We start from the raw sequence: 24,238 nt of genomic DNA on the forward strand, positions 1-24,238 counted from the left end.
TCGCTGTTCTCCCGCGAAATTCTTAAAAACTGTACCGCAGCCCGGCGAGGGCCGATGCGGTCCAGTAATCGTCGATCAAGGCGTCATCGCGGCTCGATCCGTCGATGCTCACGGCCAGAGTAGCGCGCAATCGCCGCGCAAGCATCCGATAATACGAGATGCTGCCGCCATAGCCCATGCTGTCTCCGGTCAGCGGATCGTTGCTGGACAGCAGGTTGGCATAGACACTTGTCGACCAGCCCGCCTCGCGGCCGAGGCGGCCGGACAGGTAGGCGCTCAGCCACCAGTTCTCGTCGACCACGCCGTTGGCGGCGGCGAGGATGGAATCTTCCCGCGCAATATAGCTGCGCCGGTCGTAACCGAGGCCGATCCCGGCATCGAGACGGCCGATCCGGGTGGCATAGCTCGCCGCGAACCCACGCGAACGGAACACCGCCGAACGCACCGAGCCCAGCGCGCCCGAAAGGCAGTTGCCGCCATCCGTCGAGGACACGCAGCCGCGCAAGTCACCCGTCACCGGATTGGTCACCACCGTGAAATCGTCCGGCAGCGAATCGAGCGTCCGGTTGAGCTGGCCGCCGAAGGCCGAAAGGTTGTTGTAGACCGCCAGGCTCAGGCTGCTGCGGTCGTTGGGCGCCCAGGCCAGCGTGCCGCCATAGGCCGTGCCGCCGTACCGCCTCCCGAAATGGGCCGAAAGCGACGTGCGCGGGCTCGGCCGCCACATCACCGCCGCATCCCACAGCAGGCCGCTGACGTCGTAGGCCAGTTCGCGCGGCGCGCTCTTGTTGGTCTTGTAGCGGCCGTTGCTGCCGATCTCCGGGTTGCCCTCGGCATCGCGCTGGACGTCGCGGCTGGAGACCTCGACATCCTCGTAACCCAGCGCACCGACCACCTGCACGGTGCGGCTGACCGGCACCGTGACCATGGCCCGCCCCTGCAGGTCGCGCACGCGCTGGTCGAGGTTGGAGACGTCCTCCTGATAGAAGCTGCCGCCGACGCCGAGCCCGACCGGGGCCACCACATGCGGCTTCACCCCGGCCTCGACATTGGCCATCTGCGACACGCTGTGATCGAAGATGTCGGCGGCATCGCTGCCCGGCGCGACCACGTAGGCATTGGGCTGCTCCACCTGCGTATAGCCGAGCAGGTAGTTCGCCTTGAGATCGATGTCGCCCGCGCGCGTCTGGTACGACGGGCCGCCGTAGACCGAATAGATGTTGGTGCGCGAGGAGCCCGGCACGAGGCCGCCGGACAGGGCCGAACCGTCGTTCCCGACACGCGCCTGGGTGGCGAGCGCCCCTGCCTCCAGCGTCAGGCCGGGCAGCAGCGTGGTATAACCGCGCGCGACGCCGCTGATGATGTCCCCGTCCCGCGCCCTGCCCCAGCCGATCTGCTTCTGGTAGCGGACCGAGGCCGACAGCGCGTTGTTGCGCCCCGATATGCTGGCATCGGCGCCGACCGAAAGCTGCGTCCAGGTCAGCACGTCATTGCCCGGCGAAAGTTCGGCGGTGACGACCTGGTCGACTTCGATGTAGGGCGTGACTTCCAGGCGGCGTGCGCCCTTCTGGCCGTTCCCGCTGCGGCGGGATGCCTTGTCGGACACGGCATCGCCCTCAGCGCTTGCGCCACCGCTCGGAGTGGTCGCATCGTAACCGATCGTCTGCGCCGCGCCGCCCGAGGGAGCCAGCAGCGCCGCCCCCAGCACACCGGCCAGGCAGGAGAGAAAATGGACAGGCTTCATCCGCTATACCCATAGTAGGCACCGAAGCGCCGTCCGCTCGGGCTGAACTGTGCCCCGTTGAGCAGCAGTTGCACGTTGGGACAGGCCGCCAGCAGCGACACCGCATCGTCGATGGCGCCCTGCCCGGTGCGGTCCGCCCGCACGATCACGACCGCCTGGCCGACATGCTTGGCCAATTCGGCGGCGGGCGATGCGGCCAGCGCAGGCGGGGAATCGAAGATGACGATGCGGCGCGTGGTGCCCTCGGTCAGCCGGTTCAGCACTTCCGCCGCGCGCGAGGAGGACAGATATTCGCTGTCGTTGACGGTGGTATCGCCCGCGGGCAGCACCCAGAGACCGGGCACGTCGGTGCCCAGCACGCAGTCGGCGACGTCGATGCGCTCGTCCATCAGTGCGTCCATCAGGCCCGGGCCGCCCGGCAGCCCCAGCGCCGAGAGGATCGAGGGCTTGGCGAAGTCGGCATCGACCAGCAGCACCTCGCTTTCCTTCTCCGCCGCGATCGCGAGTGCGAGATTGAGCGCGCAGTAGGTCTTGCCCTCGCCCGGATGCGGCGAGCCGATCAGGATGCGCTGGGCGGCGGGACCGGCGTTCTGGCGGCGCAGGTCGGCGGCCTGGACCAGCAACCGGCGCTTGACGATACGGAACTCTTCGAGGAGCGCGCTTACCGCGCCTTCCGGCTCGATCAGCCCCTGCGCGCGCAAATGCTCACGGTCCACCGGGTGGCGGGGACCGGAAAAGACCACCGGAAGCAATCTGGCATCGGCAAGCGGACGGGCGAACGGGGCGGCCTCCGGCGGCGTCGCCATGAGCGGCGCTGCCGGCTCTGCCGGGGCGGCTTCAGGAATTGGAGCGGCTTCGGGAATGTCAGCGGCAGGCACTTCCGCCATCGGCTGAACTGCCGGCGCAAGGGCGCCGCGAGGCTCTGGGCGAGGCTCTGGGCGAGGCTCTGGGCGAGGCACCGGGCCAGCGACCGGCGGCGCCACTGGAGGAACCACCGGCGGCGTCACGCGCGCAAAATCGAAGCGGCCTGCCGCCCGCTCGAGCAAGGACTCGCGGGGGCGGGGCTTGGGTTCGGTGTCGTCGGGCATGATGGGGGTGCTCCGGGCAACGCTGCTCTGATCCGTCATCGTCACGTCCCTTACGTCACCGTGCCGCGCTGGATGAACTCCACCGCGAGCAGGACAACAAAAAGACCGCAAAGCGCCGCGCCGGCACCGCAGAACAGCTTGATCCCGCGCCAGCGCAAGGCGCGCGCGCTATCGGTCATGTGCTGCGAGATCGCGCCGAGCACCGGCAGCCCGGTCGCCTTTTCGAGGCCTGCGCTGGTAGCGAACACCGAACGCACCTTGCCGAGCGCAAAGGCCGCCACGCAGCCGCCGCCGATACCGGCGATCAGCACGCCCAGCAGCAGCAGCGGGCGGTTGGGTGCCACCGGCTTGCGCGGGCTCGTCGGCGGATCGACGACCTGGAACTTCACCGCCTCGCGCCCGGTCTTCACTTCGCCGCGCAGGCGCAGTTCCTCGCGGTCCTGCAGGAGCTTGTCGTACTGGTCCTTGAGCACGTCGTAGTCGCGGTTGATGCGCTGGGCCTGGGTCGCCAGTTCCGGGTCCTGGATCGCCGATGCCGTCAGCGAGGCGATGTCGGACTGGAGCCCGGCCTTGCGGGCAAGCAGCGCCTGCACCGATGCCTGGCGCTCCGCCCGGATCGACTGCAGCGAGCTGTAGGCCGGGTTCGGCGTGCCGCTGCCGCTGGCCGCCTCCTGCGCGGCCGGTCCCCTGAGCGCGGCGATCTGGTTGCGTGCGGCGATCACGTCGGGGTGATTGTCGGTCAGGCCCCGCGCGCGCATCGAGGCGAGGTCCGCCTGTGCACGGGATAGCGCCGCCCCCGCCCCGCCGCCGCCCGCCCCCGGGATCGTGCGCGGGATGCTGGAGAGCTGGCCGTCCATGGCCGCCAGCGCGCTCTGCGCGGCGATGAGATCGGCCTCGACGTCGCGCAGCTGGGTGCGCGAGGCATCGAGCCGCTGCACCACCGCCACGCCGCCTTGCGCCAGTTCGGGATGCTGCGCCTCGAAGGCGGTGCGGCGCTGTTCGGCGCTTTCCAGTTCCTTCTCGCGCTGGCGCAGCTGCTGGTTCACGAAACTGATCGTCTCGACCATGTCGCCCTTGTCGCCCGAAAGGTTTTCCTCGCGGAAGATGTCGATCATCTTCTGGGCGATCTCGCGCGAGAGCGTGGCGTTTTCGGCATCCGAGAACGAGCGGTAGTCGGCCGTGGCGCTGATCTCGAAAAGATTGTCCTCCTGGCTGACGACCTTCACCTTGTTGCCCAGCTGGAGCACGGCCTGCTCCATCTGGCTGGGCGAGGCGATGGTGTTGCCAAGGCGGGTGCCGCGCACGACCTTTTCCAGATTGACCGCACTGGTCAGGGTCTGGCGGATACGTTCGATGTCGCGTTTCTTGTCGGCCACGCCGATGCCGACCTGCTCGGCCAGGGCATCGTCCAGCTGGATGAAGATACGCGCCTGCGATTCGTAGGCGTTGGGGATCAGGGCCACCGCCAGCCAACCGGCAAGACAGACCGTCCAGGCAACGGCCAGCGCGATCCAGCGCCGGTGCCAGACGCTGTAGATCGCCCCCATCAGTTCTTCGTAAAGGCCGTTCATCTCCCCCGCGCCTTCCTCAGAACATGCTCTCGGGAATGATGATCACATCGCCCGGGCTCAGCATCACGTTGGCCTTGCTGTCGCCCTTCTTGAGCAAGTCGCCGAGCCGCAGGGCATATTCCTTCTGGGTGCCGCTGGACTTGTCGAAACGGATCAGCTTGGCGCGGTTTCCGGCAGCGTATTCCGACAGACCGCCCACCGCGATCATCGCGTCGAGCACGGTCATGTTGGCGCGATAGGGGATCGACGCGGGCTTTTCGGTAGCGCCGACCACGCGGATCTGCTGGCTGAACGTGCCCGCGAAACCATCGACGATCACCGAGACGAGGGGATCCTGGATGTACTGCGAGAGCTGGAGGCGGATATCCTCGGCCAGCATCGCCGGCGTCTTGCCGACGGCGGGCATGTCGGTGATCAGCGGGGTGGTGATGCGCCCGTCGGGCCGCACCTGCACTTTCGCCCCGAGTTCCGGATTGCGCCAGACAAAGATCGTGAGCTGATCGAGCGGGCCGATCACGTATTCCTCGCCGGGGCCTTCCTGCATCGCCACGAACTGCGCGGGCGGCAATTCGGGATGCGAGGCCCCGCCCGCGCACCCGGCGAGCACCGTGCTGGCCAGCGCGGCGCCTCCGAGAAGTCGGGCAAAACGGGGGTACGACATAGGTTCTTCCCTCCAGCACCAGCTCCCGACCGGATGCTTCCCGATCGCGGATATGGCAGAATTCAGCCTCCGCTATCGGTTAAAAGGGTGAACATTGCGTTAGCCAAATTACCCCGCATCCGCGAAAGTCCCAAAATGAGACAGGTCATTCATTTGTGTTAACGCGCTTTCAAACCAGCATTTCCCGGGCCGGCCCCTGCCCCAGAAACGCGGCCGGACTGGCGCTGGCTCCGTAAGCTCCCGCACAGAACACCGCGATCAGGTCTCCCACTTCGGCGCGCGGGAAACCGCCCTTGTCCGCCAGCTTGTCGAGCGGGGTACACAGGCAACCGACGATCGAGGCCTCCTCCTCCACCGGGGCACCAAAGCGGGTGGCGATGGCGGATGGATAATTGCGCCGCACCACGGTGCCGAAGTTGCCGGAAGCCGCCAGTTGGTGATGCAGCCCGCCATCGGTGACGAGGAAAATCTCGCCATGGCTTTCCTTCCGGTCGACCACGCGGGCGATGTAGACGCCCGCCTCGCCCACCAGATAGCGGCCGAGTTCGATGCAGAAATCGGTCTGGGCGAGGCTGTCGGGCAGGGATTCGAAACGTGCGCCCAAACGCTCGCCCACCAGCGCGAGATCGAGCGGGACGTCGCCCGGGAAATAGGGAATTCCCAGCCCGCCGCCGAGATTGCAGTGCGGCAGCGCCACACCGCTTTCCTCCGCCAGCCGCGCGGCAAGGTCGAGTGCCTGCCCCTGGGTTTCGGCAATCGCGGCCCCGTCGAGCGCCTGCGACCCCGCAAAGATATGGAAGCCGCGCCACTCGGCCCCGCTGGCGGCGACCTCGCGGACCAGTGCCGGCACCCGCGCGGCATCGATGCCGAATGGCTTGGCACCGCCGCCCATCTTCATGCCCGACCCCTTGAGGTCGAAATCCGGGTTCACGCGAATGGCCAGACGCGGCGTGCGGCCAAGTTTCTCGCCGATCGCAAATGCCCGCCGTGCTTCGGCTTCGGATTCCAGATTGAGCGTCACGCCTGCTGAAATGGCCGCTTCCAGTTCGCGGTCGCGCTTGCCCGGCCCGGCAAAGCTGACTTTGCCGGGCTCGATTCCCGCGCCGCGCAGAATCTCCAGTTCGCCGCCCGAGGCGATATCGAACCCGTCGACCAGCCCGCTCATCAAGCCCAGCACCGGCGCGAAGGGATTGGCCTTCACCGCGTAATGCAGCGCCAGCCGCGCCGGCATCGCCGCGCGCAACTGCGCCACCCGCTGGCGGACCAGATCGGCGCTGTAGAGGAACAAGGGCGTATCGCCGGCCTGTTCCACCCAATCGGTCACCGGCCTGCCGCCGACCGCCAGCACGCCGCCAATCGCATCATAGCCTGCCGGGATCGGCCCCAGCGGCTTCACGAAACCGCTCCCGCCAATTGGGCCGCCAATTCGGCCGCCAGCCCGGTGCGGTCGATCTTGCCATTGGGGCCGATCGGCATCGCCTTGCGCCAGTGGATGGCCTTGGGGATCATAAAATTCGGCAAATCTTCCTTGAGCTTGCGCAGCAATTCTGGTTCCCGTTCCGAACTTTCCGAAGCCCCCCGGACAACAAGGTGGACCGCCTGACCCAGCCTGGGATCGGGCACCCCCAGCGCCGCGGCTTCGAGCACCAGCCCGGTCGCCAGCGCAGCCTCCTCGACTTCCTGCGGGCTGATGCGATTGCCCGCCGACTTGATCATGGCGTCACGGCGGCCGACAAAATAGAGCAGCCCCTCGGCATCGCGCCGAACCCGGTCGCCCGACCACACCGCCATGCCGCCATAACGCGACGCCGCCGGAGCAGGCTTGAAGCGTTCCGCCGTGCGCTCCGGGTCCTGCCAGTAGCCTTGCGCCACGAGCGGCCCGGAATGGACCAGCTCGCCTTCCTCATCATCCTGAGAAACTTCGCCCAAATCATTGATTACAAGGACTTCTGCGTGGGGAATTTCCTTGCCCATCGACGTCGGATAGCTGTCGATCAGGGCGGGATCGAGATAGGTCGAGCGGAAAGCCTCGGTCAGGCCGTACATCGCAAAAAGGCGCGCGTCCGGGAACAGACTGCGCATGCGGCGGACGAGGTCGACCGTCAGCGCACCGCCGGTATTGGTGAGGCGCCGCAGTTTCGCGGCGGTCCCGGCAGGCCAGTCGACCTCGGTGATCTGCACCCAGAGCGGCGGCACCGCGCCGAGCGTGGTGATGTCATGGCGTTCCACCGCCTTCACGACGTCGCGCGGCATCAGGTAGTCGAGCGGCACCACGCAGCCCCCGGCATGCCAGGTCGAGAGCAACTGGTTCTGCCCATAATCGAAAGACAGCGGCATCACCGCCAGCGTCCGGTCGTCCGCCGCCAGTCCGAGATAGTCATGGACCGCATCGGCACCCAGCCAGAGGTTCGCATGGCTGAGCATCACGCCCTTGGGCCGCCCGGTGGAACCGCTGGTGTAGAGGATCGCGACAAGGTCATCGGGATCGGCCGCGGACGGCGGCAGGTTGCCGCCCAGCGCTTCGGCGGCGGCGAGTGCGGCACCTTCCTCGAAACGCTGGCAAGTATCGGGCACATCCCCTTCGCCCAGCGTCGCCAACCGGGCGGGCGTAGCGATCAGCATCACCGCGCCGCTATCGGCCAGGATATGGGCAACCTGCGCATGCTTGAGCAGGGGATTGATCGGAACATGGACCAGTCCCGCCCGCGCGGCCGCCAGCGGCATCAGGCAGGTCACTTCCCCCTTGGCCGCCCAGGTCGCGACACGCGCGCCTTTTTCGGGAATTTCCTGCGCCAGCCATGCGGCAAGACGCGAGACACGCGATCTTAAGGCCTTGTAGTCCAGCGTCTCGCCGCGCAACACCAGTGCGGGGGCACCGTCGCTCCCGCGCAGCGCCAGATGGTCGAGCGGCAAGATCGGGTTTTCGGCAATGCCGCTCATGTCGAGGGAAGGCTCCGCAAGAGGTTTATGGCTACGTGGTAAAGATCGATTATCACCGCGATCTTAAGCAAGTGCAATCGGACGGCCAGCTAGCGCTGTGGCTTTCCGAGAGCAACCAGCACGCACCTTTCGACCGGCTGGAGTGGTTCACGATGCTGGCCGAGCACTGCGACCTTGCTCCGCTGATCGCCACGGCGCGCACCGTCAGCGACATCGCGGTGCTGCCACTAACCTCGAATCATTCTGAGATCATCTCTCTATCAAACTGGTACACCTTTCGTTTTCGGCCACTGCTATCCGACGAACGGTTGCTGACCGCGCTGGCGCGAGACCTCGCCCGGTCCACGCACCGCGTCTCGCTGCAAGGCATTCCTGACGAGGACGACAGTGCCAGCGTGCTTTCCCGCGCCTTCCGCAAGGCGGGATGGGTCGTCTTGCGTGAAGTCTGCGATTCCAATCATGTACTGCCGGTTGGTGGGCGCGATTATGAGGACTATCTCGCCTCGCGCCCCGGCCCGCTGCGCACGACGCTGAAACGCAAGTCGGGCAAAGTCGCGACGACGATCTTCGATCACTTCGATGCCGGGGCATGGTCGGCCTACGAAGAGATCTATGCCGAAAGCTGGAAAGACGCCGAGGGCAGCCCCGCTTTCCTGCGCGCCTTTGCGGTTGCCGAGGGCAAGGCCGGGCGTCTGCGTCTTGGCGTTGCCCATGCAGGCGGTGAGGCGGTGGCGGCGCAGATGTGGACCGTGGAAGGAGGCACCGCGTGGATCCACAAGCTCGCCCACCGCGAAAGCGCCAAGGCGCTCTCGCCCGGATCGGTGCTGAGCGCGGCGCTGTTCCGTCATGTCATCGACATCGACAAGGTCGACCTCGTGGACTTCGGCACCGGCGACGATCCCTACAAGCGCGACTGGATGGAAATTGTGCGGCCGCGGTACAGGTTGGACATCTACCGCCCGCTCGATCCCAGAAACTGGCCCAGAATCTGGCGGGCAATCGCCAAACACGGCGCGCGGCGCCTTGCCGCAGCCGCGAAGCGCGGCTAGAGGCGCGAAAGGTTAAGACAATGCCCGAAGAGAGGGGCCATGCAAGACGACACCGACCTGCTGCTGCGCCGCATCCTGACCGATGTGCTGGGTCTGAAGCAGGGACAAGCCGAGACTTTCCAAGCCGATACCGGCCTGTTCGGACACCTGCCCGAGCTCGATTCGATGGCCGTCGCGGGTCTCCTGACCGAGCTGGAAGACCGGCTGGACATCATCATCGAGGACGACGAGATCGACGGCGAGATGCTGGAGACGTTCGGCGGCCTGCTGGACTTTGCCAAGGCCAAGCGCACCGCCGCCTGAGCGGTCTTCATGGGGGGATCGACCGATGACCCCCCACCTCTGGCCCTGCCCTTTGCCTCATGGGGGAACCGGCGAGGAATACGCCCTCGCCTGCGATTCCGGCCGCGCCTTGCGCCTGCTGATCATCCCGGCCCTGTTCGAGGAGGCAAACCGCTTGCGGCGGTTCTGCGCGGAGGTGATGCGCCGGCTCGACAGGGGCGGTATCGATAGCTTCCTGCCCGACTTTCCCGGCACCAACGAAAGCCTGCGCCCGCTTGGCGATCAGGACGCCGAGACATGGCGCGCTTCGATGACGGCGGCGGCCGATCATTTCCGCGCAACGCATGTGCTGGCGCTGCGCGGCGGCTGCCTGTTCACGCCCGCAGGGCTACCCGCATGGCATTATGCACCCGTCAAAGGCGCCAATATCCTGCGCGCGATGATCCGGGCCCGCATCCTGGCGAGCCGGGAGGCAGGCCTGGACGAGAAGCGCGAGGCGCTGACCGAGGCGGCGCAGGACCATGGCATCGTGCTGGCCGGTCATGCGCTGGGCCCGGCGCTGTTCCGCGACCTGGAAGCCTTTGCGCCCGATCCCGCCGTCCCGATCATCACCCAGGAGCAACTGGGCGGCAGCGGCCTGTGGCTGCGGGCCGAGCCGGACGAGGACGGCGCGCAAGCCGATGCCCTCGCCGCGCTGCTGGTCGAAGGGATGCGCGGATGACCCGGCGGCATTTGACCTTTGCCTGCGAGGGGGCGCAGCTTGTGGCAACCCTCGACGAAGCGCCGGGCACCACGGCCCTGCTGATCGTTTCCGGCGGCAACGAGACGCGGGCCGGGGCATGGAACGGACAGGCCCTTCTCGCCGCCCGGATCGCTGCCGAGGGCTATCCGGTGCTGCGCTTCGACCGGCGCGGCGTGGGGGACAGTGAGGGTGACAACCGGGGCTTCCGCTCCAGCGCGCCGGACATGGCCGCCGCGCTGGCCGCCCTTCGCGCGCAGTGCCCACACGTCTCGCGCGTGGTCGCATTCGGGAACTGCGATGCGGCGAGTGCGCTGATGCTCGCCGGTGGGGCCGGTCTGGACGGGCTGGTGCTGTCCAACCCCTGGACGTTCGACGAGGACGCCGCCGACGAGGCGCCCGCCGAAGTCGTGCGCGATCACTATCGGCGCAGGCTTGCCGATCCGGCAGCCTTGAAGCGGCTGCTTAGCGGCAAAGTCGCGGTTGGGCCGCTGCTGCGTAGCTTGCTAGCGGCTGCACGTCCGGCTCCGGCTATGCCGAAGGGACTCGCGGCCGAGATAGCAGTGGGAATTGCGGACTTCGCGGGGCCAATCCGGTTTCTGGTCGCGGAGCGGGATCGCACCGGTCTCGCCTTCGTGGCGAACTGGAACAGGGCGGACGCCCGCCTGCAGCTATGCGCAGAGGCTTCGCATAGCTTTGTCGAGCCGATGGCGCAGGACTGGTTGGTAGATCAGGTGCTGGAATGTCTTGAGGCCGTGGCAGCGCGCTGAACCAGTCGCCTCCTATCCCAACTCCATCGCTCCCGCGAAGGCGGGGGCCCCGCTTCGTCCGCGCTACGTCTCAAGAACAAGCGGGATCCCCGCCTTCGCGGGGATGACGGAATTTGGGTCAAGGCACGCGGAGCGATTTATATCGAGCGATGATCGAACGGGGCGGGAAAGCCGCACTCTCCCGCCGCGCCCAATCTTATGCCTCGACCTTCGCCGCTTCGGCGAAGTCGCGGTGGGCGAGGTAGCGCTCGGCATCGAGCGCGGCCATGCAGCCCGTACCGGCGGCGGTGATCGCCTGGCGGTAGGTGTGGTCCATCACGTCGCCGCACGCGAAAACGCCCGGGATTTCGGTCTTGGGCGTGCCGGGTTCGACCAGCAGGTAGCCGGTTTCGTCCATCGGCAGCTTGCCCTTGAACAGTTCGGTCGCCGGGGCGTGGCCGATGGCGACAAAAGCGCCGTCGGTGAGGATCTCGCTCTGCTCGCCGGTCTGGGTGTCGATCAGGGCCAGCGCGCGCAGTTCGCCGTTCGCACCGTCCAGGAAACGCTCGACGCGCTGGTTCCACACGACCTTGATCTTCGGGTTGGCGAAGAGGCGGTCCTGCAGGATCTTTTCGGCGCGCAGCGTGTCGCGGCGGTGGATCAGGGTCACTTCGTCGGAGTGGTTGGTGAGGTAGAGCGCTTCCTCGACCGCGGTGTTGCCGCCGCCGATGACCACGACCTTCTTGCCGCGATAGAAGAAGCCGTCGCACGTGGCGCAGGCCGAAACGCCCTTGCCCGACAGTTCCTGCTCACCCGGAACGCCCAGCCACTGCGCCTGCGCGCCGGTGGCGATGACGAGGGTTTCGCCTTCGTAAATATCACCCGAATCGCCGATCGCCTTGAAGGTCGGGCCTTCGAGGTCGACCGAGGTGATCACGTCGTACATCATGCGGGTGCCGACATGGACGGCCTGCGCCTCCATTTCCTGCATCAGCCAGGGGCCCTGGATCACTTCACGGAAGCCGGGATAGTTCTCGACATCGGTGGTGATGGTCAGCTGGCCGCCGGGCTGGAGACCCTGCACCACGATCGGCTGCATGCCCGCGCGGGCGCCGTAGATCGCGGCGGACAGGCCGCCGGGGCCGGAGCCGATGATGAGCATGCGGGTCTTGTGCGTGGTCGCCATTTACGAAGCCTCCGGCCTTGATCTCAAAGAATGCGATGCGTGAAAATCGTCGGGGCGCGAGATAGGGGCAAGACCCCCGGTTTGCCAAGCGTTGCGCGCCTCATGGAAATACTTGATCCCCGCAAATCATCGCTTCGCCGTGGTTGACGGGCCCCACGCGGCGGCTCACGCTGGGGCATGGACTATCAACTCGGGCCTACTTCCAACCACTTCGTCTCGCAGCGCCTGCGGCTCAACTATGTCGACTGGGGCAATGCCGAAGCGCCGCCGCTGATCCTCCAGCACGGCGGGCGCGACCATTGCCGCAGCTGGGACTGGGTAGCCGAGGAATTGCGGCGCGACTGGCACGTGATCTGCCCGGACCTGCGCGGCCATGGCGATTCCGAATGGTCGCCCGAAGGCCATTACAGCATGGACGCGATGGTCTATGATTTCGCGCAGCTCGTGCACACGCTGGGGCATGAGAAAGTCACGATCGTCGCCCATTCTCTGGGCGGCAATGTCGCCACCCGCTTCACCGGCCTCTTTCCCGAGAAGGTGGACAAGCTGGTCAATATCGAGGGGCTCGGTCCGCCCAGGCACATCCGCCAGCAGATGGAGGAACGCGGGGTGGTCGTGCGCATGCGCCAATGGATCGACGACAAGCGCAAGGCCGCCGGTCGCTCCCCGCGCAAGTACGCCACCCGGCGCGACGCCTATGAGCGCATGAAGGAAGAAAATTCCTTCCTCACCGACGATCAGGCCCGCCACCTCACCATCCATGGCACCAACCGCAACGAGGACGGCACCTGGAGCTGGAAGTTCGACAACTACGTCAACGTCTGGTCGGCGGCCGACATGCCCACCAGCGACGTGATCGACCTGTGGCAGGCGATCACCTGCCCGATCCTGATGCTCTGGGGAAAGAACAGCTTTGCGCAGAGCCCCTCGACCGATGGCCGGATAGACCACTTCCCGACCGCCCGCCTGATCGAGTACGAGGATGCCGGACACTGGCTGCACCATGACCAGTTCGACCGCTTCATGGCCGACGTGAAGGCGTTCCTCGCAAGCGGATGAGCGCTGAGCGTCAGTTCAGCAGGAAATATCCAAGACCGAGCCAGCACACACCGCACATCGCAACCGCGATGATCAGCGAACGGGCATCGTGCCCGCCGGACAAGCCTTCACGCGCTTGGCCGTCCAGCACTGCGCCAAAGCCCGCGCCTGCCGGATCGGAGCGTTCGAAACGGATAATTCTCTCGTCAGCGACCTTCATCCACGCATCCTCTTTCGTGCGTGGGGCGATTGGAGCCGTCGCTTTTGGCGATTTTCCCGCCTCGTGACTGATTGCACGAACGAGGCCCAGATCACTCCCACCAGTCCCCATCCGCTCGCCTTTTTGACGTAGCGGCCAGAAGCCACGGGCTTCCTGAGGGCATGATAACAGATCGTTTCGTCCGCACAATCGTGTCGTTGCGCCTTTCGAAAGTGGTCCTTTCGAAAGGCCTAGGCAGCGTGGACACATTCCGCATTGCCTAGGCAAGGCCGGTACGACCATATACAGCCCGATATAGCTTGATGCGGAGATCCCAGAACGTGCGCCGGTCCCTTGCCCTTGTTCTTTCCATGCTGCTGGCCCTCACCGCGATCGGCCGCCCGGCCATGGCCCAGAGCGAAGGCCCGCTCGTCCTTGCCGCCGCCAGCCTTCAGGAAGCGATGACCGCCGCCGCGGACGGGTGGGCCGCCAAGGGCCACCCGCGCCCGCGCATCTCCTTTGCCGCCTCTTCCGCGCTTGCCCGCCAGATCGAGGCGGGCGCCCCGGCCGACATGTTCGTCTCGGCGGACGAGCCATGGATGGACGAAGTCCAGACCAGGGGCCTGCTGCGCAAGGGCACGCGGGTCTCGTTCCTGACCAACAGCCTCGTGCTGGTCGCCCCGCGCAGCCGCACGCAGGCCATCACCGTCAAGCCCGGTTTCCCGCTCGCCCGTGCGCTGGGCAATGGCCGCCTCGCCGTCGGCGATCCCGCTGCCGTCCCTGCCGGGATCTACGCCAGGCAGGCGCTGACCCGCCTTGGGGTGTGGGATTCGGTGAAGGACCGCCTCGCCCCGGCCGAGAACGTACGCGCCGCGCTGGCGCTGGTGACGCGCGGCGTGGCACCGCTCGGCGTGGTCTACGGCACCGATGCGCGCGCCGATCCGGGCGTCCGGGTGGCGGGCACTTTCCCGGCGAGTTCGCATGCCCCGATCAGTTATCCGGTCGCGCTGCTGGCCGCCTCGCGCCACCGCGACGCCGAAGGCTTCCGCCGCTACCTGCTCTCCGCCGAAGGCAAGGCCGTGTTCCGCCGCTTCGGCTTCGGAACCCGGTAAGCCGCCAGCCCCATGAGCGCACTGACCCCGGAGGAATGGGAAGTCCTGCTGCTGTCGCTCAAGGTCAGCGGCGCGGCGATGGCCTGCGTGCTGCCGGTGGCCTTTGCGCTCGCCTGGGCGCTTGCCCGCTGGCGTTTCCCGGGACTGATCCTGCTCGACGCGCTGGTTCACCTGCCACTGGTGCTGCCGCCGGTGGTGACCGGCTGGCTGCTGCTGATCGCGCTGGCCCCCAATGCCCCGCTCGGCCGGTTCTTCGCCGATGCGCTGGGCATGACCTTCCTGTTCCGCTGGACCGGCGCCGCGCTGGCCGCCGGGGTCATGGCGCTGCCGCTGATGGTTCGCGCCATGCGGCTGTCGCTGGAAGCGGTTGACCGCAAGCTCGAGCAAGCCGCGCGCACGCTGGGGGCCGGGCCGGTCCGGACGTTCGTCAGCGTCACCCTCCCGCTCGCCATGCCGGGGGTTCTCGCCGCGCTGGTGCTGGGCTTCGCCCGCTCGATCGGCGAGTTCGGGGCGACGATCACGTTCGCCTCGAACATTCCCGGCGAGACCCGCACGCTGCCGCTGGCGATCTACAATGCACTGCAGATCCCCGGCTCGGAATGGCAGGTCACGCGCCTTGCCGGGCTGTCGGTGCTGCTGTCGCTGATTGCGCTCGTGCTGTCGGAATGGCTGGCCCGCCGGGGCCGCGCCGAGGGGATGCACCATGTCCTTTGACGTTGCCGTGACGCTCCGGCGCGGCGGGCGTCGTTTCGATTACCGGTTCAAGACCGAAAAGGGCGGCCTCACCGCCCTGTTCGGCCCCTCCGGAGCGGGCAAGACGACATTGCTCGACATGATCGCCGGACTGGCGCGCCCGGCCTCAGGCCACATCACGGTGGCAGGCGAGCCCTTGTTCGACAGTGCCGCCGGGATCGATCTGCCTCCCGAACGTCGCCGCTGCGGCTATGTCTTTCAGGACCTGCGCCTGTTCCCGCACCGCAATGTGCGCGAAAACCTGCTCTACGGCTGGAAGCGCGCCCGCCCCGAGCACCGCTGGCTCGATGTGCCCACCACGCTCGACGTGCTGGGCATCGGCCATCTGCTGACGCGCGCGCCGCGCTCGCTTTCGGGCGGCGAGGCGCAGCGTGTGGCCATCGGCCGCGCGCTGCTCTCGGGGCCGCGTTTCCTGCTGATGGACGAACCGCTGGCCTCGGTCGACGCCGAAAGACGCGAGGAAATCCTGCGCGTGATCGAGCGTGTGCGCGACGAGCTGCGCATGCCGATCCTCTACGTCAGCCACGACCGCGGCGAGGTGGACCGGCTGGCCGACCGGATCGTCCCGATCGGCACCGCCGAGGCTACTTCGCCGCCAGCACCGCAGGTCTGGGGCCGAACAACCGGGTAGCCGCCGCGACCAGTGCGGTCCGGCCCGGCGTATGCGCAAGATCGCGCGTCACCTGCCGCAGTTCCGAACAGCTCGCCCAAGGGTGCCCGGCGCCGTACTGGTTGGCCATGATCACGCTCATCTTGTCGAGCGCCAGACGCGCGTTGCGTTCCCCGACCTGCTCGGCAAGATCGGCCTGCATGACCCGCGCGGCCTCGTTGAGTTCGGCAAGGTGGCTGCTGGTGAAATCGCCGTAGTCGGCCTGGAAATCGTCCACCGTGGTGCGGCAGCGCAGGCCGGTCACCATCAGCATGATGTCGAGCCGGCGAAGCTGCTCGGCCGTGGAGTCGGCTGGCGGCCGGTCGGCCTCGGCAGCGATCTCCTGGCCATGGGCGGGATCGGCCATCCCGATCGCCACGGCTGCCCCCAGCCCGACCAGCGAGGCCAGCAGCAAGCGGAATTCCGACTTGCGATGTGTCATGCCGGCGCGCTTCGTCGCGCGCGGCTCATGAAGGCAGGTGCTTTGCATGGTGCTCCTCCGATCCCCGGGCGCTTTCCGCCCTGTGGATAAGATTCGCAGACGATGGTTGCGAGCCGTTTGCGCAGTACGGTGAAGGCATCTTAACGAACGGGACATTGCCCCGCTCGCCGACAGGCCTATATCTCGGCTCCGCGATTCATTTGCAGACAAAGGACATTCCCATGACCATCGCCGTTGGTGACAAGCTGCCCGACGTGAAGCTCATCAAGGCCGGCGAAAGCGGCCCCGAGCCCGTGCAGACCGCCGATTTCTTCGCCGGCAAGAAAGTCGCGCTGTTCTCGGTTCCCGGCGCCTTCACGCCGACCTGCTCGGCCAAGCACCTTCCCGGCTTTGTCGACAAGGCCGCCGAACTGAAGGCCAAGGGCATCGACGCGATTGCCTGCACCGCCGTCAACGACGCCTTTGTCATGGGTGCCTGGGGCAAGGCCTCGGGCTCGGACGAGGTGGCGATGCTGGCCGACGGCAACGGCGACTTCGTGAAGGCCATCGACCTCGTCATGGACGGCACCGGCTTCGGCATGGGTGAGCGCGGCAAGCGCTTCTCGATGGTCGTCAACGACGGCGTCGTCGAGCAGCTCAACGTCGAGGCGCCCGGCGCGTTCGAAGTCAGCTCGGCCGACTACATGCTCGGCCAGCTCTGATTTCAGGCTGACGGTTGGAAAGGCGGCGCTTCCCGCGGGAGGCGCCGCCTTTTTCATGCCCTCGGCATCGGCGGGGCGCTTCCTTGCGGATGAACGCCCGGCCCTGCTTGTTCCTCTCTTCGCCGCGCTATAGCCTTGCGGCAAAGAGAGGAGTTTCCATGTCCCGTTCGGTTATCGTCACTGGAGGTTTCGGCGTGCTCGGCCATGCCGTGGCCTCGGCTTTTGCCGCCAAGGGCGACCGCGTGACGCGGATCGACTTTGCGCCTTCGGCCAGGGAGGCGCTCGAAGGCGCGCTCGACATCGGCGGCGTCGACCTGACCGACGAGGCCGCGACCCGCTCGGCGCTCGACCAGGTTGTCGCGGCGCATGGCGGCATCGACGTGCTGGTGAATGTCGCGGGCGGTTTCACCTGGGAAACGCTCGAAGGCGGATCGCTTGCCTCCTGGGCCAGGATGCAGGCGATGAACCTGACCACCGCGGCCACGATCACCCAGCTGGCGCTGCCCATGCTCAAGGCCTCAGCTGCCGGGCGCGTGGTCAACATCGGCGCGGGCGCGGCGATCAAGGCGGGCATGGGCATGGGCGCCTACGCCGCCTCCAAGTCCGGCGTCCACCGGCTGACCGAAGCGCTGGCCGAGGAACTGGCGGGCACCGGCGTCACCGTCAACGCCGTCCTGCCCAGCATCATCGACACCCCCACCAACCGGGCCGACATGCCCGATGCCGATTTCTCAGCCTGGGTGCAGCCGCAGGCGATTGCCGAGGTGATCGAGTTCCTGGCTTCAGGCGCAGCGCGGGCGGTGACCGGCGCACTGGTGCCGGTCACGCGCGGCGGATAAGCGCGCCCGCTACGTCCTGCGTATGTAGACCACCACGCCGTCCGCACTGCGGAATATCCGCTTCCAGCGCCGTGAATGCGCCAGTTCGCCCGCGAGCGGCGCATTGTGGTCTTCCTGGATGACAAAGGCCACCGGGTTCCACTTGGCGATCACGTCGACCAGCGGAACATAGCCGTTCTCGATACCGCCGTTGTACTGCCATTCCTCATGGCTGTAGCGATAGTAACGCCCGTCGTAGGCCACGCGCCAGTCGGGCCAGCCGGCGTCGATGACCGGCCCGCCGAACGGGAAATCGGCATAGACGGTTCCGCGCAGATGCTCCTGCCGAAGCCGGTCGATCGCATCCAGCGGCAGGCTGGGCGCAAAGCGCGTAGGCGCGAGAAACGGCAGCGCCAGCGCGGCAAGCACCACGGCAAGGGCAGGAAGCCAGCGCGGCACAGGCTCTTGCCGCGACGGCCCGGTCGCCATCCCTGTCGCAGCGCGCGCGATCACCGGCACCATCGCCAGCGCCCAGAACAGCACGAAACGATAGGCCAGCACCGTCATCGCCAGCAGGGCCAGCGCGGCCAGCACTTCGGCGATGTCGAACCGGCGCGTGCGCGCCGCGATGCCCAGCGTCAGCAGCAAGACCGCCAGCACCGGTACGGCATTGGTCCAGTTCGCCTCGATCCACAGCGGCCGCCACTCGCTGGCACCGATGGCAAGGCTCATCTCGGTATTGGTGGTCGATATGTCGAGGATCGAGACCCCGTCCGGCGTCGCGAACATCGCCGCGACGGCGACCAGCGTCAGCACCGCCGCCGCTATCGGCAAGGGCCGGCCGCGATCCCGCAGCCATGCGAACAGGCCGCTCGCGGCATGGATGCCCAGGGTCAGCACGCCGATGCTCACCGAAGGGTGGAAATTCTGCCAGAGCACCAGCAGCGGCGCGCCCAGTGCAACCGTCGCCAGCGGCCGCAGCCGCAAGTGCATGAGCGCCAGTAAGAGCCCGCAGCTCAATGCGGCAAAACTCTGCGGGCGTATGCTGGCGCTCGGCAGCGCCGCACAGAACGAGAGCGCGAGTGCCAGAGCCACCGCCGTCGCGCTCGCACCGCGGCGGCGGCAGGCGGCGGCGATCACCCAGAAGCCGCCGAGCCAGACCAGCGAATCGAACACCCGCAAGGCGCCCCATCCGCCCAGCGCGCGCACCCAGGCCATGCTCGCCTGTGCCAGCCAGCCCACCGCCGGAAGCGGCTCGCCGAGATGGAGCGCGGCGAACGGTTCCCGCGCAACCGGGCCGCCGCGGGCGAGAATGATCTCGCCCAGCTTGAGCTGCCAGAAGATATCGACGTCCCAGACGGCGCGCAGCAACAGTACGCAGAGCATCGCTGCCGGAACCAGCGCGGCTCCATATCGCAGCAGGCGCCCGCCCTGCTCTTCGACGCTAACGTTCCGACCGCTCAAGTTTCCCCCGGCGCGGCGCAAATGGTGCCGCCACGCCTCCATCGCTGCAGGCCGGGGGGCGTTTCAAGCCCCCCGGCCTCGCGGAAACGGGGATAAGAGAGTGTTTTCAGATCCGCTGCGCGCGGATTTCCCAACGGCCTCTCAGTAGCCCATCAGGCTCAGCACTTCCTTGCGGCTGCGCTCGTCCTCGAGGAACGTGCCCATCATGCGGCTGGTGATCATGCTGACGCCCGGCGTGCGCACGCCGCGCGCGGACATGCAGGCATGGCTTGCCTCGATCACCACCGCCACGCCGTGCGGCTTCAAGTGGGTCCAGATGCATTCGGCCACTTCGGCGGTCAGGCGCTCCTGGATCTGCAGGCGGCGCGCATAGCCCTGCAGCACGCGCGCCAGCTTGGAGATGCCGACCACATGATCGCGCGGCAGATAGGCGATCGCCGCCTTGCCGATGATCGGCGCCATGTGGTGTTCGCAGTGCGACTGGAACGGGATGTCCTTGAGCAGCACGACTTCGTCATAGCCGCCCACTTCCTCGAACACGCGGCTGAGGTGAATGGCCGGATCCTCGCCGTACCCCTGGCAATATTCCTTCCACGCCCGTGCCACCCGCTTGGGCGTGTCGAGCAGGCCCTCGCGCTCCGGATCGTCGCCCGACCAGCGGATCAGGGTGCGGATCGCCTCTTGAACTTCGTCCGGAACCGCAGGCTTCTTTTCGAAAGGGCTGTCCTCGTCGGGACCGACCAGGCTGCTCATCCCTTGATACTCCTTCGCAATCTTTCCTGTAGGTGCAGCCGCATGAGCTGCCCCTTGCGGCGGAACAGACCGCGCCGCTCGATCGGCTCGAACATCTCCCCGGGTCGTTCCGGATCGAGCAGAGCGCTTTCGCCAAGCGCTCTTTCAGCATCGGAGAGATGTTTCAAGGGCAAGCGTTCGAGATGTTTGCCCGCAGGCACAAGAGTTTCGATCATTTCGGCCATGCGGCCATGGCGATCCAGCGCCGCGGCGATCACGGCTTCCTCCTCGCCGCAATGTTCGGCGAGCAGGCGAAGGCGCAGCGCGCGGATCGCCGGAACCACGTGGCCGTTCGCCGGCCGCGCCGCATCGATGAACACGTCGCACTCCGAATCGAGCCCCATCGACCGGTTGTTCATGTTGGCCGAGCCGACCCGCAGGATCTCGTCGTCGACGATCATCAGCTTGGCATGGACATAGATCGGCGTGCCGTCGGAGGCGACCGGGTGGAAGATGTGGAAACGCCCCAGCCGGTCGGCATTGCGCAGGGTCTGCACCAATTCCACGCGCGCGGTGTCCATCGCCACCTGCTCCAGCCAGCCATTGGCGGTAAGCGGATTGATGATGAGGAATTCGGGCGGGTCCTCTTCCAGCAGGCGTTCGGCGATCGCCTCGGCCACCGCGCGCGAGGCGAAGTACTGGGTCTCGGCGTAGACAAAGCGCCGGGCGCGGCGGATCTGCTCGACAAACAGCGCCTCGATCTCGGCAACCTGCGAACAGGCCCCATAGTGCGCGCGCGTGCGCGCGATGCCGATCTCGACATCGTGGAACTCGGCCCGCAGGCTCCCCGGCCAGGGGCTGAAGTCCTGCGGCGCACAAGGGACGATGTCCTGCCCGCCGGCAACCTTCCAGCGTTCGCGGCCGAGTTGGCCGAGCGCCTTGGCGACATCGCCTTCCATGACCATCGTCACGTCGTGCCAGGGCCCGTAGAGCCACCCGCTCGGCTTGCGGCGGCGCGGATCGCCGGGACGGTGGTCGGGCGTATCCCAGCGGTCGGAGGTCATGTCGATGCCGCCGCAGGCCGCAAAGACATCGTCGATGACCACGATCTTCTGGTGATGGCTGCACCCGATCGGGTGCGCGCCGTCGAACTTGAAATGGATGCGCTTGCGCGCCGCCCAGCGGATCAGGTCGAACACCATGGTGCCGCGGAACAGCGACTTCACCAGCGAGAAATTCCACTTGAGCAGCCGGATCTCGAGACCGGGCTGGGTACGCACCAGCCAGACGATGAACGAACCCAGTCGCGCCGGAAACCGCGCCTTGCGCCCGCCCTGCCACCAGCGCCGCCCGGACGAGAGCAGGATGCGCGAATCGAAATCCCAGCCGATCATGAAAATGCGCTGGCGCGCCTCGTCCATCGCCTCGCGGATCACCCCGAAGTAGGCGGCGGCGTCGATGACCACGTGGGCACGCCGAGCCATCGCATAGCGCCACACCGAAGGAGACACGCCCCGATCCGTTTCGTGCCCCTTGTCCTGTTCGTCCACCCGCCCGATCCCTGATCCGCGATTACGCAATCGTGTGCAAAGCGAACAAGAGCGCAACATGTTCCACAGGGCAAGTGCGCGGGCCAATGCGTGGGACAATGGATAGGCCGCCTGGGGGTGAATCCGCAGTTCACCGCAGGTAGCGACCGTAACGGCGGATTAGCGGCGGTTCACCGCAAACTCGGCTCATCCGAACGGTTGATCCGGCACCGTTCAGCCGCCAGACCGTTACGCACATGCAACATAGCATGTCTTCGCCCCGCTCCTTCCCACGCGCCTCGGCGCGCGGAGCGGGTCTCCGGCCAGATGGCCGGGCCAAGCCGTCCGGGTCGTGAATATTTCCGGACCTGTTTTTCAAGCCCTCTCGCGTTGGAGGGCAGCGAGTCGGTCGCCGTTGGGGCGGTGGCCGCGTCGAGAAGGAGTACGCCATGAAGAAATCCATCATCGCCGCCGCACTGGCCGCCGCCACGCTCGTGCCCGCCGCCGCCATGGCCCAGGCTGCACCGGCCGCCGCTCCTGCAACCGCAAGCGCCAGCCCGACGGCGGGCGCCAAGGTCTACGACACCGATGGCAATGAAGTGGGTACGATCGAGGCCGTCCAGGGTGATGTCGTGACCGTCAACACCGGCACCGCTCGCGCGGGCCTGCCCAAGTCGGCGTTCGCGACGCGCGAGAAGGGCCTGACGATCGGCATGACCAAGGTCCAGCTCGAAGCCGCCGTCCAGGGCGCCCAGGCAAAGACGGGTGAAGCCCTTGCCGCCGCGCTGGTCCCCGACGCTCCGGTGAAGAGCAGCGACGGCGTCGTCATCGGCACCGTCAGCAAGGTCGAAGGCGACAACGTGACCATCGCACTGCAGGGCGGCACGCCCGTGGCATTGCAGAAGGCCGCGATCGGCCTTGCCGCCGACGGCGGCCTGGCGATCGGCGTGACCGCCGCGCAGTTCACCGCCTCGGTCCAGGGCGCGACCGGCGGCAACAGCGGCAAGTAACTTTGCCCGACCTTCGGACGGCTCCCAACCGGTGAGACCTCCCCGAAGGCAAGGCCGAAAGGAAAGGCCGGGATCGCAGTGCGGCCCCGGCCTTTTCCATGCCCCTCGCCGATCTCTGCATTTTTCCGGTAAAATGCTTGCGGGCAGGAGGAGGACGGCTCAATAGGGCGCCAAGCCCGTCGCACGGCTCGGTGCGGCGCCTCCCTGCCCTCCAGCGATTGGCCCCTGCTTTGACTCCTCTGGAGCATATCCGGACCTTCCAGAAGTCCGTCCCCGGTCTCGATGCCTCGATCGACATGGCCCGCCGCCGCGCCGCCACCATCGCCGGGGCCGTCGCCCTCGGCCTGGTCGCGATCGTCTTTGCCCGCATGGGCGACCTTGCACAGAAGGTCTTCACCGAGTTTCAGGCGCAGCATCGCTACGCCCCGCTGATCCTCACCCCCTTGGTGTTCGCCGCAACCGTCGCCGTTACCCTGCGCTGGGCACCGGCCGCCAAGGGCTCCGGCATTCCGCAGGTCATGGCCGCCGGTCATGACATCCAGCTTGCCTCCTCGCGCCTGCTCGCCCTGCCCACCGCCATCGCCAAGCTGCTGCTCACCACCTTCATGCTGCTGGCAGGCGGCTCGGTCGGCCGCGAAGGGCCTACCGTGCAGGTCGCGGCGGCCATCATGGTCACCTGCCACCGCATCCTGCGCGTGCCGATCTCCGCAGGCGTGCTGATCGCCGGCGGCGCGGCGGGCGTCGCGGCAGCCTTCAACACCCCGCTGGCCGGCGTCGTTTTCGCGATCGAGGAACTGGCCGCCGCGTTCGAGCAGAAAGTCGCCGTGCTGGTCATGGGCGCGGTCGTCATTTCCGGCCTCGTCAGCCTCGCGGTGGCGGGCGACTACGTCTATTTCGGCGCGATGCGCCAGACGCTCGACGTCCGCTCGGTGCTGATGGTGACCCCCGTGGCAGGGATCGCCGGCGGCATCCTGGGCGGCCTGTTCGCCCGCATGATGCTGGCCTTCGCCCGCAGCGCCCATCCCGCTTTCCTGGCGGTGCGCGCCCGCCCCGTCACGCTGGCCTTCGCCTGCGGCCTGGTCGTTGCCGTGGTCGGCATCGTCACTCACGGCTCGACCTGGGGCACCGGTTACGAAACCACCCGCCACATGATCGAGGGGCAGGATGATACCTCGCTGTGGTTCGGCCCTGCCAAGTTCCTGGCGACCGCCGCCACCGCCGTCTCCGGGGCGCCCGGCGGCATCTTTGCGCCCTCGCTTTCGGTCGGCGCCGGGTTTGGCCAGTTGCTCGCCCTGTGCTTCCCGGACGACCCGATGCCCGCCGTGATCCTGCTCGGCATGGTCGGCTATTTTGTGGGCGTCGTACGCGCGCCGCTGACGGCGGTCATCATCCTTATGGAAACCACCGCAAGCCGCGGCATGATCGTGCCGCTATTCCTGACCGCGATCATCGCCGACGCCGCCAGCACGCTGGTCTGCAAGGAAAAGCTCTACCACGGCCTGTCGCGAGGATTTGCCCGCGCCGCAGCCCACCCGACTTCGGGGCCTACCTCAGAGCCTAACCCGGAGCCGGAACCCGCGCGAAGCTGATTCGCGCGGGGCAACCGCCTGGATGCCACCGGGCGGTTCGCACCAGACACGAAAAACCCCGCCGAGGTGATCCTCGCGGGGTTTTTCGTGTCTGGTAGCAAGTGGCGCCCCGCGCTGGATAAACATAACGAATATGTGTCGCCGCTTACACTACTCTAGAACCGCCTTCCCCCGCATCACGCTGCCGCGCGTCGTC

General features: G+C 67.2%; 24 protein-coding genes. 12 read left to right on the plus strand and 12 right to left on the minus strand.

Going from position 1 to position 24,238, the window contains the following annotated elements; translation table 11 throughout:
• Positions 1–22 precede the first annotated feature (22 nt).
• The 6 genes from DM450_RS09185 to DM450_RS09210 all read right to left on the minus strand — a co-directional run bounded on the left by DM450_RS09185 (position 23) and on the right by DM450_RS09210 (position 8,001).
• The gene (locus DM450_RS09185) at positions 23–1,741 is read right to left on the minus strand and encodes a preprotein translocase subunit YajC (protein WP_260610354.1); all 1,719 of its coding nucleotides are present in this window, start codon (positions 1,739–1,741) and stop codon (positions 23–25) included.
• A complete protein-coding gene (locus DM450_RS09190; protein ID WP_409529355.1) occupies positions 1,738–2,868 on the minus strand; it encodes a capsular biosynthesis protein in 1,131 nt (376 codons plus the stop codon). The genes DM450_RS09185 and DM450_RS09190 overlap by 4 nt, the downstream gene beginning before the upstream one ends.
• An 11-nt stretch (positions 2,869–2,879) precedes the next feature.
• Positions 2,880–4,400, minus strand: a complete 1,521-nt coding sequence (locus DM450_RS09195; RefSeq protein WP_142634228.1) for an XrtA system polysaccharide chain length determinant — start codon at positions 4,398–4,400, stop codon at positions 2,880–2,882.
• A 16-nt stretch (positions 4,401–4,416) separates the two neighbouring features.
• The gene (locus DM450_RS09200) at positions 4,417–5,061 is read right to left on the minus strand and encodes an XrtA/PEP-CTERM system exopolysaccharide export protein (protein WP_142634230.1); all 645 of its coding nucleotides are present in this window, start codon (positions 5,059–5,061) and stop codon (positions 4,417–4,419) included.
• A 169-nt stretch (positions 5,062–5,230) separates the two neighbouring features.
• Positions 5,231–6,457, minus strand: a complete 1,227-nt coding sequence (locus tag DM450_RS09205; RefSeq protein WP_142634232.1) for a pyridoxal-dependent decarboxylase, exosortase A system-associated — start codon at positions 6,455–6,457, stop codon at positions 5,231–5,233.
• The gene (locus tag DM450_RS09210) at positions 6,454–8,001 is read right to left on the minus strand and encodes an acyl-CoA ligase (AMP-forming), exosortase A system-associated (RefSeq protein WP_142634234.1); all 1,548 of its coding nucleotides are present in this window, start codon (positions 7,999–8,001) and stop codon (positions 6,454–6,456) included. The genes DM450_RS09205 and DM450_RS09210 overlap by 4 nt, the downstream gene beginning before the upstream one ends.
• A gap of 35 nt (positions 8,002–8,036) precedes the next feature.
• On the opposite strand from DM450_RS09210, the gene DM450_RS09215 reads away from it, so the two are divergent.
• Genes DM450_RS09215 through DM450_RS09230 form a run of 4 tightly spaced genes read left to right on the plus strand, consistent with a single transcriptional unit; the run spans position 8,037 to position 10,841 of the window.
• Positions 8,037–9,050, plus strand: a complete 1,014-nt coding sequence (locus DM450_RS09215; RefSeq protein ID WP_142634236.1) for a GNAT family N-acetyltransferase — start codon at positions 8,037–8,039, stop codon at positions 9,048–9,050.
• 39 nt (positions 9,051–9,089) lie between these two features.
• Entirely contained in the window at positions 9,090–9,353 is a 264-nt protein-coding gene (locus DM450_RS09220; RefSeq protein ID WP_142634238.1) for a phosphopantetheine-binding protein, read from the plus strand.
• A 25-nt stretch (positions 9,354–9,378) separates the two neighbouring features.
• Positions 9,379–10,053: a hypothetical protein gene (locus DM450_RS09225; protein ID WP_142634240.1), complete on the plus strand. Its 675-nt coding sequence runs from the start codon at positions 9,379–9,381 to the stop codon at positions 10,051–10,053.
• Complete coding sequence (locus DM450_RS09230) at positions 10,050–10,841, plus strand: hydrolase 1, exosortase A system-associated (RefSeq protein WP_142634242.1); 792 nt, start codon at positions 10,050–10,052, stop codon at positions 10,839–10,841. Before DM450_RS09225 ends, DM450_RS09230 begins: the two co-directional genes overlap by 4 nt.
• 196 nt (positions 10,842–11,037) lie before the next feature.
• On the opposite strand, the gene trxB is transcribed toward DM450_RS09230, so the two are convergent.
• A complete protein-coding gene (trxB, locus tag DM450_RS09235; RefSeq protein WP_142634244.1) occupies positions 11,038–12,006 on the minus strand; it encodes a thioredoxin-disulfide reductase in 969 nt (322 codons plus the stop codon).
• Positions 12,007–12,183: 177 nt separating this feature from the next.
• Here trxB and DM450_RS09240 point away from each other — a divergent pair, with 177 nt between their 5' ends.
• Positions 12,184–13,065 carry an alpha/beta fold hydrolase gene (locus DM450_RS09240; protein WP_142634246.1) on the plus strand — a complete coding sequence of 294 codons (882 nt, stop codon included), beginning with the start codon at positions 12,184–12,186 and terminating at the stop codon, positions 13,063–13,065.
• A gap of 10 nt (positions 13,066–13,075) precedes the next feature.
• On the opposite strand, the gene DM450_RS09245 is transcribed toward DM450_RS09240, so the two are convergent.
• A complete protein-coding gene (locus DM450_RS09245) occupies positions 13,076–13,264 on the minus strand; it encodes a hypothetical protein (protein WP_142634248.1) in 189 nt (62 codons plus the stop codon).
• A 350-nt stretch (positions 13,265–13,614) separates the two neighbouring features.
• Between DM450_RS09245 and modA the strand changes: the two genes are divergently transcribed.
• From modA to DM450_RS09260, 3 genes are read left to right on the plus strand one after another with little or no spacing between them, the layout of a single operon-like run.
• The gene (gene modA / locus DM450_RS09250) at positions 13,615–14,355 is read left to right on the plus strand and encodes a molybdate ABC transporter substrate-binding protein (protein ID WP_142637692.1); all 741 of its coding nucleotides are present in this window, start codon (positions 13,615–13,617) and stop codon (positions 14,353–14,355) included.
• 12 nt (positions 14,356–14,367) lie between these two features.
• Entirely contained in the window at positions 14,368–15,069 is a 702-nt protein-coding gene (gene modB / locus DM450_RS09255) for a molybdate ABC transporter permease subunit (RefSeq protein WP_142634250.1), read from the plus strand.
• On the plus strand, positions 15,059–15,739 hold the full coding sequence (locus DM450_RS09260; protein ID WP_142634252.1) for a molybdenum ABC transporter ATP-binding protein: 681 nt from the start codon (positions 15,059–15,061) through the stop codon (positions 15,737–15,739). Before modB ends, DM450_RS09260 begins: the two co-directional genes overlap by 11 nt.
• Here the strand turns inward: DM450_RS09260 and DM450_RS09265 are convergent.
• A complete protein-coding gene (locus tag DM450_RS09265) occupies positions 15,693–16,247 on the minus strand; it encodes an S-adenosyl-L-homocysteine hydrolase (RefSeq protein WP_242526116.1) in 555 nt (184 codons plus the stop codon). The genes DM450_RS09260 and DM450_RS09265 overlap by 47 nt on opposite strands.
• A 173-nt stretch (positions 16,248–16,420) precedes the next feature.
• On the opposite strand from DM450_RS09265, the gene DM450_RS09270 reads away from it, so the two are divergent.
• Both DM450_RS09270 and DM450_RS09275 read left to right on the plus strand, forming a co-directional pair.
• The gene (locus DM450_RS09270) at positions 16,421–16,900 is read left to right on the plus strand and encodes a peroxiredoxin (protein ID WP_142634254.1); all 480 of its coding nucleotides are present in this window, start codon (positions 16,421–16,423) and stop codon (positions 16,898–16,900) included.
• A gap of 158 nt (positions 16,901–17,058) precedes the next feature.
• The gene (locus DM450_RS09275) at positions 17,059–17,739 is read left to right on the plus strand and encodes an SDR family NAD(P)-dependent oxidoreductase (protein ID WP_142634256.1); all 681 of its coding nucleotides are present in this window, start codon (positions 17,059–17,061) and stop codon (positions 17,737–17,739) included.
• Positions 17,740–17,748: 9 nt separating this feature from the next.
• Here the strand turns inward: DM450_RS09275 and DM450_RS09280 are convergent, their stop codons facing one another.
• From DM450_RS09280 to DM450_RS09290, 3 genes are all read right to left on the minus strand, one after another.
• The gene (locus tag DM450_RS09280; protein ID WP_142634258.1) at positions 17,749–19,182 is read right to left on the minus strand and encodes a hypothetical protein; all 1,434 of its coding nucleotides are present in this window, start codon (positions 19,180–19,182) and stop codon (positions 17,749–17,751) included.
• A gap of 141 nt (positions 19,183–19,323) precedes the next feature.
• Positions 19,324–19,935 (minus strand): GTP cyclohydrolase I FolE, encoded by a 612-nt coding sequence (gene folE, locus DM450_RS09285; RefSeq protein WP_142634261.1) that lies wholly within the window; start codon positions 19,933–19,935, stop codon positions 19,324–19,326.
• The gene (locus DM450_RS09290) at positions 19,932–21,464 is read right to left on the minus strand and encodes a phospholipase D-like domain-containing protein (RefSeq protein ID WP_260610356.1); all 1,533 of its coding nucleotides are present in this window, start codon (positions 21,462–21,464) and stop codon (positions 19,932–19,934) included. The genes folE and DM450_RS09290 overlap by 4 nt, the downstream gene beginning before the upstream one ends.
• Positions 21,465–21,892: 428 nt before the next feature.
• On the opposite strand from DM450_RS09290, the gene DM450_RS09295 reads away from it, so the two are divergent.
• Positions 21,893–22,453, plus strand: a complete 561-nt coding sequence (locus DM450_RS09295; RefSeq protein WP_142634263.1) for a hypothetical protein — start codon at positions 21,893–21,895, stop codon at positions 22,451–22,453.
• A 296-nt stretch (positions 22,454–22,749) separates the two neighbouring features.
• Complete coding sequence (locus DM450_RS09300) at positions 22,750–24,042, plus strand: chloride channel protein (protein ID WP_185928764.1); 1,293 nt, start codon at positions 22,750–22,752, stop codon at positions 24,040–24,042.
• Positions 24,043–24,238 lie beyond the last annotated feature (196 nt).

Origin of the sequence: Sphingomonas sp. IC081 (assembly GCF_006874585.1) — a bacterium.
GTDB lineage: Bacteria > Pseudomonadota > Alphaproteobacteria > Sphingomonadales > Sphingomonadaceae > Novosphingobium.